Genomic DNA, 12,960 nt, shown 5'->3' on the forward strand with positions numbered 1-12,960 from the left:
TCCTTAACGTCCCAAGTATTTCTCAATCACGTCTTCATTGGCTTGGACTTCTGCCAGCGTGCCTTCTGCCAGAATTGCACCCTGCGCCAGCACCGTGACTTTTTCACTGATGGTGTCAATAAAGCTCATGTCATGTTCAACCACCACCAAGGTGTGCTGTTTTTTTAGTTCCAGACACAGTTCCGCAGTACGCTCGGTTTCTGCATCGGTCATACCCGCCACTGGTTCATCCAGTAGAATCAGTTTAGGACGTTGCATCAGTAACATGCCTATTTCTAACCATTGTTTTTGACCATGCGACAACAAGCCCGCTGGTTTATGTCCCCACTCTTTTAAACGAATTTGTTCAAGGGTTTGATCCAGTGCGATTTGCACCTCTGCATCCAATTTACTGAAAAAACTTTTTTTCACTCGCTTATCTTTGGGCGCAGCCAACAATAAATTTTCCAGTACAGTGAAGTTTTCAAATACAGTGGGTTTTTGGAATTTACGCCCAATGCCCGCTTCGGCAATTTGTTCGGTACTCATCTTTGCCAAATCATAAGTTTGACCAAAAAAGGCGGATCCTTCTGTAGGACGGGTTTTGCCTGTAATCACATCCATCAATGTGGTTTTACCTGCCCCGTTGGGACCAATAATGCAGCGCAATTCGCCTTGTTTGATGTATAGCGATAAATCATTTAAAGCTCGGAAAGAGTCAAACCAGACACTGACTTGTTCCAAATACAGGGCTATCCCGTGGCTAAAATCGGCACCGTGTTCTTTGGGTCGCCCATAGCCTTCTGAAGCATGTCCACCGTGGGGCTGAATAATTTCGCTCATGCATCATGCTCCTTTTTAAAACGATCAAATAAACCAATCACCCCTTTCGGCAGGAATAAAGTCACCACAACAAATAAACCACCCAAAATCAACAACCACGCTTCTGGATATGCCACGGTAAAGTAAGTCTTCACCGCATTAATCAAACCCGCTCCCAGAATTGGACCAATTAAAGTGCCACGTCCACCCGCGGCCACCCAAACCGCCATTTCAATCGAGTTCACAGGGTTCATTTCACTTGGATTAATAATCCCTGCTTGTGGGACATAAAGTGCCCCCGCGATACCCGCAATGACCGCAGATAAAACCCATGCCGACAGCTTGTACCAGAGGGTACGGTAACCTAAATATTGCAGGCGGTTCTCGCTGTCACGAATCGCACCCAGCACCCGACCATAAGGTTGATTCATTAAATGACGTAAGCCCAAATAACACAGCAGCAATACCAATGCCGTTAAAAAGCACAGGGTTGCGCGCATAGAAGCCGAGGTAATGTCCATGCCCAAAATGGTTTTAAACCCCGTGAAACCATTGTTGCCACCGAAGCCTGTTTCATTGCGGAAAAACAGTAATGCTGCGGCAAAAGTCATGGCTTGGGTGATAATGGAGAAATACACCCCTTTAATTTTGGAACGGAAGGCAAAGAAGCCAAAAATGAACGCGATCAGACCTGGGACCAACACCACCAACACCAAAGCCCACAGAAAATGTTCCGTGCCGACCCAATACCACGGTAATTCGGTCCAACTTAAAAAACGCATGAAATCGGGCAGTTCTGATCCCGCCGATTCACGCATCAAATACATGCCAAACGCATAACCACCAAGGGCAAAATACAGTCCATGCCCCAAGCTCAAAATACCGGCATAACCCCAGACCAAATCTAAAGCCAATGCCACGAGTGCAAGACACATAATTTTGCCAATCAAGGTGACCCAATACGCGGAAAGATAGAATGCCGATTCGGCAGGTAATAGATGTAACCACGGTAGAATTAGCATCACGGCAAAACATGCTGCAATACTCAAAGTGCCATAAGACTTGGTTGTAATGCTCAAGTTACTCTCTGACTTTTCCGCAAATAAAGTTGTTATTTTCATCTGGTTTACTCCACGAAGCGCCCTTTAATGGCAAACAAGCCTTGTGGACGTTTCTGAATAAACAGAATCACAAGCACCAATAGAAGAATTTTGGCCAGTACTGCACCTAAACCAATTTCTAGGACCGTACCACTGATCCCTAGACCCAAGGCGGCCAGTACAGCACCCCAGACTTGTCCAACACCGCCAACCACAACCACCAAGAAGGCATCAATAATGTAGTTTTGCCCCAAATCTGGACCGACATTCCCGACTTGTGCCAAGGCACAGCCAGCCAAACCAGCCAATCCCGAACCCAAGCCAAACGCCAACATATCAATGCGTGCCGAACGAATACCGACCGCACGAGCCATCTGGCGGTTTTGCGTCACCGCACGGACAAATAAACCAAAGCGGGTTTTATTCAGGAGATAAACCAACAGCAAGAGCACTGCGACGGTAAAGACAATGATGGCAATGCGGTTATATGGCAGCATTAAACTTGGCGTTAAGGAAATACCGCCAGAGAGCCATGCAATATTCGACACTTCGACATTTTGTGCACCAAAAATCATCCGTACCAATTGCATTAAAATCAGGCTGACCCCAAAGGTTGCCAACAAAGTTTCCAGTTGTCTGCCATATAAGGGGCGAATCACGGTGCGCTCAATCAGCATACCGATCAAGGCACTGACGAAAAAGGCAGCGGGAATCGCAACCAGTAAGTACCAGTCTAGGTATGGTCCTAAATGGGTTTTAAATAGGCTTTGCACCACATACGTGGTGTAGGCACCGATCATGATCAACTCACCATGTGCCATGTTAATCACGCCCAACAGACCATAAGTAATGGCTAGACCCAACGCTGCCAACAGCAAAATACTGGCGGTACTGAAGCCTGAAAAGATATGCCCCGCCCATTCACTGGCTTGTAATCGGGTTTTAATGCTGCTCTTTGCTGCCTGCAAAGCCGCTTCAAGTTCAGGATTTAGGTTCGCTTGACTGAGTTCTTGTTCAATCACGGCTAAGACATCGGGACGATCCGATGCAGATAAAGTCTGCACAGCCTGTAGCTTGACCAAAGCATCGGGACTGTTGAAGTCCATCCGTGCTTTCAATTGTTGCAAGCGCGCTTTGACTTTGTTGTTTTGTTCTTGCAGATAAAGTTGGCGAATCCAGGCTGGATCAAGTTCATCTAAATTATTTTCTAAAATATCAATTGCGTCTAACCGTTGCTTCGTTTCATCCGACTTCAATTTCACTTTGGCTTGCCCAAAACTTAAGGCTTTACGTAACGTATTCACCAAAGTGACTTGAGACAAATCAGCAGGCCACGTACTCAACTCTTGCATAGACGGATAGTGATATAACTTCTCATCATTTTTTAACAGATAGGTTTGACCTGCACCATCTCGATACAGTTCATTGTGATCAATATACGCCACCAATTGATCCAAGCTTTCAATACTGGCAGGCCATTGGTTTAACATGGCACGGCGTTCAGCAAAATCAGCTTTAACAAAGCGCTGAATCGGATCAGCCTGCTGCACTTGCAGTTGTGCATCGGACAGTGATGTTTCGGCCCACACAGGATGGAAGAATACTTGTAGGCATGCGCAAAATAGCGCCAGACAATAGTTTTTAATCGACATAAAAAACTCCCCCTCACAAGGCAAATGGTCGGTTATCGGGAAAATAAAACGAAAAGACCTGCTGCCATCACAGCAGGTTGAGGGGAATTATTTTGGAATGTACGGGCTCCAAGGCTCCGCTTTAATGGTACTGGCCGTTTTATACACCACATCAAACTGCCCATCGCCACGAATCTCACCAATCATCACAGGCTTATGTAAATGATGATTGCTTTCATCCATTTTTAGGGTATAGCCTGATGGTGCAGCAAAGGTTTGACCTGCCATGGCATCCCGAACTTTATCAACGTCGGTTGTACCCGCTTTTTCTACCGCCTGCTTCCACATGTTAATCCCAACATAGGTCGCTTCCATGGGGTCATTGGTCACCAATTTATCGGCATTCGGTAGTTTGTATTCCACCGCGTACTGCTTCATCTTGTTCACGAACTCAGTATTTTTCGGATTTTTCACCGACATGAAGTAGTTCCATGCTGCCAAATGTCCGACCAATGGTTTGGTATCAATACCCCGTAATTCTTCTTCACCGACCGAGAAGGCCATAACTGGAATATCCGAGGCTTTAATACCCTGATTACCCAGTTCACGGTAGAACGGCACATTTGAGTCACCATTAATAGTCGAAATGACCGCGGTTTTCTTACCCGCAGCAAATTTTTTCACATTGCCTACAATGGTTTGATAGTTGCTATGACCAAATGGCGTGTACTCTTCCATGATGTCGGCATCGGCAATCCCTTTCGACTTTAAGAAAGCCCGTAAAATTTTATTGGTGGTCCGAGGGTAAACATAATCGGTACCTAACAGCACAAAGCGCTCCGCTTTGCCCCCCTCCTCACTCATTAAGTATTCCACGGCTGGAATCGCTTGTTGATTGGGTGCAGCACCCGTATAAAAAATATTCTTCGACTGCTCTTGCCCTTCATACTGTACAGGGTAGAACAACAGACCATTCAGCTCTTCCACCACAGGCAACACCGACTTACGTGATACCGATGTCCAACAGCCAAAAATCACCGCCACTTTATCCTGAGTCATCAACTGACGGGCTTTCTCTGCAAACAACGGCCAGTCTGAAGCAGGATCCACCACCACAGGTTCTAATTTTTTACCCAATACTCCACCATTGGCATTAATTTCATTAATCGCCATCAATGCCGTGTCTTTCAGAGAAGTTTCGGAAATGGCCATGGTGCCTGACAGAGAATGTAAAATTCCCACTTTAATGGTGTCGCCACTGGCTGCGGGTGCTTTGGCTTCTGATGCCGCAGTTTCGGTTTTTTCTGCCGGTTTTGAACAACCTGTGAATGCCATGCTCCCTGCTATTGCTGCCGCCAAAAGGGTTTTACTCAATAATTTTTGTTGGAACATCTTCAGTTCTCCACGCATTTTGTGATTTTTGGTTATGTCTGCCCAGAGTATTCAATTTCCATGCCAATTAATTAAGGTGTTGTTTTATTTAAATTAATTTCTATAATTCAAGTTATTTTGTCGATCTTGTATACATCATTGAATTCACTATAGTATTCCTCCGACTCAGGATGGTGCATTTTTCATCAGCATCCACCGCACTTAACATCTAAAATTGCACACTCCTCTAAAACTTGTACGATTCAACTGCACTAAAAAAAGCCACCCACAGCAAATGCTTTGGATGGCTTGAAAAATTGATTCAGTCGAAATTAGACCGCAATATCCGCCAAATTCCCTTTTTGTTCTAACCACTGCTTACGGTCGCTTGAACGCTTCTTGGCCAGTAATTTATCCAATAGCGTTGTGGTTAAATGACTATCATCCAAGTCCAATTGCACCAGACGACGGGTGTTCGGGTCCATTGTGGTTTCACGTAATTGGCTGGCATTCATCTCACCCAAGCCTTTAAAGCGAGTAATTTGCGGATTTTTGGTTTTGGCTTTCTTTAGAATTGATTCAAGCTCTTCTTCATCCAGAGCATAATGCACGTCTTTGCCATCATCGATACGGAACAAAGGGGGCATCGCCACATATAAATGCCCTTCTTCCACCAAAGTTGGAAAATGCTTCACAAACAGCGCGCACAACAACGTGGCAATATGTAAACCATCTGAATCGGCATCCGCCAAGATACAAATCTTACCGTAACGCAATTCAGACAAATCATCACTGCCTGGATCGACCCCAATCGCAATCGCGATATCATGCACTTCTTGGGAAGCTAGGACTTCATCAGAGGAGACTTCCCACGTATTTAAAATCTTGCCGCGAATTGGCATGATGGCTTGGAAATTTTTATCGCGTGCCTGTTTGGCTGAACCGCCCGCAGAATCGCCTTCCACAATAAATAGTTCCGAATCTTCTCGGGTTTGTCCAACACAATCCGCCAATTTCCCTGGCAAAGCAGGTCCCGACACGATTTTCTTACGCTCTACTTTTTTCGCAGCTTTTAAACGACGACCCGCTTTGGAAATCGCCATTTCTGCCAGTTGCATGGCAATTTCAGAATGCTGGTTCAACCACAGTGCAAAAGCATCTTTGGCAATATTTTGTACAATACCCGCGGCTTCACGGCTAGAAAGACGCTCTTTGGTTTGCCCTGAAAATTGTGGTTCTTGAAATTTCAACGACAAAATATAGTTCACGCCATCCCAAACATCTTCCGCAGACAGTTTCAAGTTACGCGGCAATAAGTTACGTAGCTCACAGAACTCACGTAAAGCATCCGTGACCCCTGAACGCAAGCCGTTGACATGCGTTCCACCCTGTGCCGTTGGAATCAGGTTGACGTAGCTTTCTTGAATTTGCTCACCACCTTCTGCATTCCAGCAAATGGCAAATTCTGCACTGGCGCGTTCAGCATCTCCTGTAGCGACAAATGCAGGTGCAGGCACAATCTCACGGTCTTCCAGTTCGTCCATTAAATAATCGACCAGACCATTTTCAAATTGCCATTCGATTTTTTCGTCGTTGATTTCGTCAACGTAGATAATCTGTAGCCCTGCCGCTAAAACCGCCTTGGCTTTTAAATTATGTTTCAGCGCTTTTAGGGCAAATTTAGGAGAATCAAAATATTTCGCTTCTGGCCAAAAACGGACTAGCGTTCCAGTCGCTCGTTTGGCAACTTTACCTTCCAATACCGTCAAAGGTGCCACAGGTTCACCCTGTTCGAATGCCATTTGGTAGAGATTACCCTGACGCTGAACTTCCACTTCGACACGGGTCGATAAAGCGTTCACGACAGAAATGCCTACACCATGTAACCCCCCCGAAAACTGGTAGTTATCGGTACTGAATTTTCCACCTGCATGCAGTTTAGTTAAAATAATTTCAATCCCGCTTTGCCCATATTCAGGATGAATATCCACGGGCATGCCGCGGCCATTGTCGGCAACAGCCAAGGAACCATCTTTATAGACCGTCACCGTAATTTTATTGGCATGTCCCGCCAGTGCTTCATCCACCGCATTATCAATGACTTCCTGAGCCAAATGGTTCGGACGAGACGTATCGGTATACATCCCCGGACGACGACGGACAGGGTCCAAACCAGATAAAACTTCAAGCGATTGAGCCGTATATTGAGACACGTTGTACGATTTCCTTATAATCTGGAAGACGAAAAAAATTGTAAAATCATGGGGATTTTAGCAGCAAAATCATCCATGGCATGGTTGCCATGTGCTTCGGTCATGACCAAAGCACGCGGTTGCTGCGACGTATAATAACGTTCCGCTTCACGATAATCTAAAACATCATCGCCTTGTTGTAATAACACCAGCACTTTGTCTGCTTGCTGAACATTTGGCACGGCAATCTGCTCTAAATAGTCCAATTGTGCCTCATCCAAGGTCCATGCAGGATTGACCTGATAGGGAAGTTGCTGTTGCCCAAATAAATCACGAAACAATTGCCATGGTCGCATAGCGGGGTTAATCAAAACAGCAGGCAGAGCATACCTTGCGACCAATTGTGTCGCATAGAAACCTCCCAGACTACTGCCGACCAAAGCGACATCCTGATGGGCAAGTACCAAATCTTGTAACACTTGCAGGGCGTGTTCAGGCGGCATATTTAAGTCGGGCACATGGACAGTCAATTCATCATCTTGCGCACAATACTGTTGTAACTGCTGTGCTTTGATTGATTTTGGACCACTTTGAAAGCCGTGGATATAAATAATATTCATATTTTCTGGTTACGTAGGTTATCCCTTCATCCATTTTTCATCATTCTGACGCAGGATTATTCTAAATTCGTCGAAAGGCTCGAATTGTTAGACAAAATAAGCCCTATTTCATGATCTTCATCGGTATTTTAAAATTATTCGAGCTGTATTCGATATGATGAAAACTGAAAAAAGTTATACCTCTATCTTAATCAAAATGAAAGCGTTGAGATGAGACAAACAAAGCATCAAGGATAACAACAAATGCCGAGTTTAACACCGCTGCATGAAACTTATTGTAAATGGGATCGCACGCCACCCAGCCAAGCAGATTTGCTGGAAGGTCTGGCTCAATTACTCAGTACGCCACTCAACAATGTGGTGCAAGATTTTATGCGTACCATTCAGCGGGAAATCTTCTCAAGTATTTTTGGTCTTGATGAGCAAGAATTCAAAAATTTGCAAAATCGACCACAAATTGTTCGATTTAACCGCTTAAGCATGAGTGTATTAGAAAATTATGGACATTATCTTTTAGCACCAGGCCTACGCCAAATTATTGAAAAATACCCAAACCTGCATGAAAAACCGCTTACTCCGACTCTGCATTTTTTAGTGGGTGCGGTAAATGGGGTATTGGGTGACTATTTGCTGAAATATCATAATCCGATGGGATTGCCAATGGTGCTCTATGATCACTACGGTGAAATACAACGCGGCGATTTATCGGGTCGGGTGGTGATTTTTGTGCATGGTCTGTGTATGAACCATCTTGACTGGACCAACCGTAATAATGGCGGTTTTGGCGAAAAACTGTTGGCACAACGAGACCATAACACCATGCTGTATTTAAACTACAATACAGGGCGTCGTATTTCAGCCAATGGCCGCAGCCTCGCCAATACCTTAGAAGATCTGATTCAGCGTAACCCGCGCATTACCAGTCTTGATATCATTGGGCATAGTATGGGCGGACTGGTTGCCCGCAGTGCCTTATTCTATGGCAAACAAAATATGCATCAATGGCTGCACATGGTCGAAAATTTGGTTTGTCTAGGTTCACCGCATCATGGCGCGGTATTGGAACGTTTTGGCTTTGCGGTTCAAGAAAAACTGGGGCGTTTTCCAGTTGTGAAACTGGTCGGGCATCTGGTCAATATTCGCAGTAATGGTATTTTAGATTTACGTTATGGCAGTGTGCGTGATGACGATTGGGAGCATAATGAAGCACGGATTGGTTTCTTTGACGATAACCGTAAACCTGCGCCGCTACCTTCGCATATCAATACCTATTTGGTCGCGGGCACACTCGAATTAGAAAACCGTAAAAACAAAACCTTAAAAGTAATTGGCGATTATTTAGTCAGTGTAAAAAGTGCTTTGGGCGAACATCCCAATCCGCGTTTTCAATTGAAATTGCCTGAATCACATAAAGCCATTTTTTATGGTCTAAACCATTTAGAAATTCAATACCACGCCAACGTAGCAGAGCAGATTGTGCACTGGTTCTATCCTGAAAAAGCACAACATCACCAACTGCATGCGCATGAACATATGATTGGTTTAGATGATTTTGAAGGCATTGCCCTGACCTGAGACCACATAAAAAAGCCAACAACTGTTGGCTTTTTTATCTCTATTGAACAAGGTCGCTATTATTTTTTAGCTTTCGCTGTGGTTGGATAACGGCGCACCAATTGCCACAGACTCACCACGGTCAAGACCACGAAAAATAACAATGACCATACAGGCAAAGACTGTCCCAAGAACGTCCAGTCAATCACAGCACATTCACCTGAACCCGTCAGCACTTGTGCTAACACATTTTTCAGTGGCAAAGCATCAATCAAATAGTTTAAACCCGGACCACAGCTCGGCACCTGATTGGGCGGCAAGTTCTGTAACCAGACATGGCGTGCTGCAACACCTGCCGACCATAAAATAGACAGGCTACCGAGTAAGGCATAAATGCGTTTTCCCACCGTAGACTTTGGATTATGAATCAACGCAATCAGGGCAATAAAGCCCAATCCCATTAAACCCACACGCTGAAAAACACACAGCGGACATGGAGACAACCCTTGGAAATGTTCGAGATACAGCGCAAACGCCATACCCACAATACTGGCAATCACTAAAAACCCGCTCACGAAGCGAAAACTCCATTGCATGGTCAAACCTCTTAATTTTTATCGATAATGCGCAAGATATTCGTCAAAACTGATGTCGGTATCTTGTTCAAGTTGTTGTTGCTGTTGTAGCGATGTCTGTGCCAGTTCATCAAAATAGGCCTGTGTTTCAGGGTTTAATTGATGCTGTTCATACACTGCCGCATGTTGTTGAGCCATCACGCTACCAAAATTCCACGTTCCACCATGTGTCAAAGTATCTGCAATCACTTGTGCTGAAAGCGTATGGTCCACCTCATCAATACGTTGTTGCATCAACTGTAGGGCTTGGGCATACAACTGCGTGGTATTGGCTTGATCCAGCAATTCTGCGAAGGGCTGCATCGCATCCAGATGTTTTTGACACCAATCTTCAATCTGGTAATCCTGCCCATCTTCCACAATATGCGCATTCAGTGCACGCCCTCGATTGACCACTTCAGCTTGATTCTGTTCAATCTGCTCTTGCTCAGCATCTAACAGCGCAGGACTGTCTTGTAATAAACAATACAATGCCAAGACTTCCAGAAAACCAGCGCTGCTTTCATCAATCCCAATCGGGCTATACGGGTTCACATCCACCGCACGCAGCTCGACATAACCCACACCACGATTTGCTAAAGCTTCCGAAGGTGTTTCACCTGCTTGAGGCACCTGCTTTGGTCGCACCAGACTGTAGTACTCATTTTCAATTTGCAGGACATGGTCATTAATTTGGGTTGGCTCACCTTGCGCATCATTTAACCCTAAACGACTAAAGTCTGCATACGGAGTTTTGACCGCTTTTTGTAAACCGTCTAAATAGCCCTGAATATCGTTATAGTGAATGCCGAGTTGCTTCTGTGCTGAATTCTGATAACCAAAACGTCCCATGCGCAAAGCGGTGGCGTAAGGTAAATATAACGTCCCTTTTAACAACGGTAGCAAATGATGCTCACGCCCCGTCATAAAACACTTACACACCGATGGACTCGCACCCAAAAAAAACATCACCAACGGCGTTAGGCGAATGAAATTGCGAATCAGGCCAAAATAGCGATGGCTACGATAATCTTGTGCAGACAATTGACGTAAATCAGGATCGGTTTCTTGTTGTTGTAATGTGCTAAATAAACTGTCTGGGAAGGATAAATTATAATGTATCCCTGAAATGGTCTGCATACGGCGACCGTAACGGATCCCTAAACCATGACGGTATAGCGTCTTAAAACGACCAATATTGGAACTGCCATATTGTGCCAAACGAATATTGTCTTCTTCATTGTCCAACATACAGGGCATAGACAAAGGCCAAAGTTTTTCTTCATGCTCTAAGTGGCGATGCACCACAGCGTGAATATCGGTCAGATAAGACAAGGTTTTGGCAATACTCTCTAGTGGAGGGGTAATAAACTCCATCAAAGCTTCTGAATAATCAGTAGTAATATGCGGATGGGTCAATGCCGATCCCAACGCTTTAGGATGATCGGCTTGCGATAAAAAACCATTGCTTTGCATCCGCAAACTTTCACGTTCTATACCACGTAACATCCCGTGTAACAGCGAAGAATCCACCCAAGTCGGAAATACAGCTTGAGAGGTCGATTCGGGTTGACTCATTATCATCTCGCTTATTGGAAGAACTACTAAAATAAAATCATCAGTTTATATCAGTATACTGTGATTTGATGCCGCCATATGACCCGCTGTCTATTTTTCCAACAGATTCACAACATTTGTTGCTGCTGTCGAAAAGGTTCAATAAATCAGATCAGTAGCCTTAATATGGGTTACATCGGCTATGTTCAACAGCACGACGTGAAAAATTATTAAAAAGTATGCGCTATGCGGCAATTTTTTATCACAAAGTTACTCTATAAGACACCCAAAAAATATGATTTTATGGAAGAATAAGTGCTAAGGATCTGTAATAAAAATGAATTATCAGGATATTTTAAGCTTTTGGTTTGCCCCCGGAACTCAACCAAACTGGTTTGCCAAAAGTAGCCAATTTGATCAAATCTTAGCAGAAAAGTTTGCTCAGATACATCAACAAGCGGCTTTAGGTGAACTCTGGGAATGGCGCCAGCAGCCTGAAGGACGTCTTGCTGAAGTCATTATTCTGGATCAGTTTTCTCGTAATTTATTTCGTGATCAAGCACAGGCTTTTGCACAAGATGGACTTGCGCTCTGCTTGGCACAAGAAGCCATTTTGGGGCAACATCACTTAAAGCTTAGCCCAGAACATTGTTATTTCTTATACATGCCCTTTATGCACAGTGAGTCGCAACGTGTACACGAATTTGGGTTAAAATTATTTGAACAATTGGGACATCCAATTGCCTTAGAATTTGAACGACAACATAAAGCCATTATCGACCGATTTGGACGCTATCCACACCGAAATCGTATTTTAGGACGGGCGTCTAGTGCTGAAGAATTAGAATTTCTGACAGAACCGAATAGCCATTTTTAACCCTGAGTGGCGTGTCGTCTTTCTCTCCCCTATTTCATCAGCAGTTTGCGGAGTATCAACATGAAAACTAAGCTTATTGCACTGACTCTTCTCACACTCGCGCTTGCGGGCTGTGCCTCTATGCCGTCCAAACCTCGAACCTTCGATCAATTGGGGCGGTTTAATACCTACCCCATGAACACGCAGACCTATCGGATCAGTTTTGAAGCTGACCCGAATATGAACTATGGCGTCGCCGAAGAAATTACCTTGGTCAAAGCAGCTCAAACCACAGTTAAAAATGGCTTTCGCTATTTTAAAGTGCTAGATGACCCCAGTAATCTGACCAATAAACCACCCCGTCAGGCGGTGGTTTATCGCTCACCGTCTTTTTACCCTTACGGTTACTATCCACGTGGCTATTACCGCCGCTATCCAGGCTATTGGCCAGACCCATTTTACGACACGCCACAAGTGGTGAATATTGACCCTGTGCAAGTGTCCTATACCATTGAGTGTTATAAGGAAAAAAATAAAGCACCGAGCGATGCTTTTGATGCCACACTCATCTTACAGTCTTTGGGAAAAAAATATGGACTGACCTCGACAGGTGAGGTGATTCAACCCCAACCCAAAGTCTCTGCTCCAACCCCAAAATAAAATT

11 protein-coding genes are annotated in these 12,960 nt (G+C 44.6%); 3 read left to right on the top strand and 8 right to left on the bottom strand.

Annotation, left to right across the window (positions count from 1 at the left end; translation table 11 throughout):
* Positions 1-3: 3 nt before the first annotated feature.
* The 6 genes from urtD to E0H94_RS15820 all read right to left on the bottom strand — a co-directional run bounded on the left by urtD (position 4) and on the right by E0H94_RS15820 (position 7,715).
* Positions 4-822, bottom strand: a complete 819-nt coding sequence (gene urtD, locus E0H94_RS15795) for an urea ABC transporter ATP-binding protein UrtD (RefSeq protein ID WP_131327378.1) — start codon at positions 820-822, stop codon at positions 4-6.
* Positions 819-1,922 carry an urea ABC transporter permease subunit UrtC gene (gene urtC / locus E0H94_RS15800; protein WP_131327379.1) on the bottom strand — a complete coding sequence of 368 codons (1,104 nt, stop codon included), beginning with the start codon at positions 1,920-1,922 and terminating at the stop codon, positions 819-821. Before urtC ends, urtD begins: the two co-directional genes overlap by 4 nt.
* 5 nt (positions 1,923-1,927) lie before the next feature.
* Positions 1,928-3,553 (bottom strand): urea ABC transporter permease subunit UrtB, encoded by a 1,626-nt coding sequence (urtB, locus tag E0H94_RS15805; protein ID WP_131327380.1) that lies wholly within the window; start codon positions 3,551-3,553, stop codon positions 1,928-1,930.
* Positions 3,554-3,640: 87 nt separating this feature from the next.
* The gene (gene urtA / locus E0H94_RS15810) at positions 3,641-4,924 is read right to left on the bottom strand and encodes an urea ABC transporter substrate-binding protein (RefSeq protein ID WP_131327381.1); all 1,284 of its coding nucleotides are present in this window, start codon (positions 4,922-4,924) and stop codon (positions 3,641-3,643) included.
* Positions 4,925-5,235: 311 nt separating this feature from the next.
* Entirely contained in the window at positions 5,236-7,116 is a 1,881-nt protein-coding gene (gene parE / locus E0H94_RS15815) for a DNA topoisomerase IV subunit B (protein WP_131327382.1), read from the bottom strand.
* A 14-nt stretch (positions 7,117-7,130) separates the two neighbouring features.
* On the bottom strand, positions 7,131-7,715 hold the full coding sequence (locus E0H94_RS15820; protein WP_131327383.1) for a YqiA/YcfP family alpha/beta fold hydrolase: 585 nt from the start codon (positions 7,713-7,715) through the stop codon (positions 7,131-7,133).
* 243 nt (positions 7,716-7,958) lie between these two features.
* Between E0H94_RS15820 and E0H94_RS15825 the strand changes: the two genes are divergently transcribed.
* A complete protein-coding gene (locus E0H94_RS15825; RefSeq protein ID WP_131327384.1) occupies positions 7,959-9,290 on the top strand; it encodes a hypothetical protein in 1,332 nt (443 codons plus the stop codon).
* A gap of 59 nt (positions 9,291-9,349) precedes the next feature.
* On the opposite strand, the gene E0H94_RS15830 is transcribed toward E0H94_RS15825, so the two are convergent.
* Together E0H94_RS15830 and gshA are read right to left on the bottom strand one after the other, a co-directional pair.
* On the bottom strand, positions 9,350-9,865 hold the full coding sequence (locus E0H94_RS15830; RefSeq protein WP_131327385.1) for a disulfide bond formation protein B: 516 nt from the start codon (positions 9,863-9,865) through the stop codon (positions 9,350-9,352).
* Between the two features lie 18 nt (positions 9,866-9,883).
* Positions 9,884-11,461 carry a glutamate--cysteine ligase gene (gene gshA, locus E0H94_RS15835; protein ID WP_131327386.1) on the bottom strand — a complete coding sequence of 526 codons (1,578 nt, stop codon included), beginning with the start codon at positions 11,459-11,461 and terminating at the stop codon, positions 9,884-9,886.
* A 316-nt stretch (positions 11,462-11,777) separates the two neighbouring features.
* On the opposite strand from gshA, the gene E0H94_RS15840 reads away from it, so the two are divergent.
* Positions 11,778-12,317: a DUF924 family protein gene (locus E0H94_RS15840; protein WP_131327387.1), complete on the top strand. Its 540-nt coding sequence runs from the start codon at positions 11,778-11,780 to the stop codon at positions 12,315-12,317.
* Positions 12,318-12,377: 60 nt separating this feature from the next.
* Positions 12,378-12,956, top strand: a complete 579-nt coding sequence (locus tag E0H94_RS15845) for a CC0125/CC1285 family lipoprotein (protein ID WP_131327388.1) — start codon at positions 12,378-12,380, stop codon at positions 12,954-12,956.
* Positions 12,957-12,960 lie beyond the last annotated feature (4 nt).

The organism is Acinetobacter sp. ANC 4173 (assembly GCF_004331255.1).
Lineage (GTDB): Bacteria > Pseudomonadota > Gammaproteobacteria > Pseudomonadales > Moraxellaceae > Acinetobacter.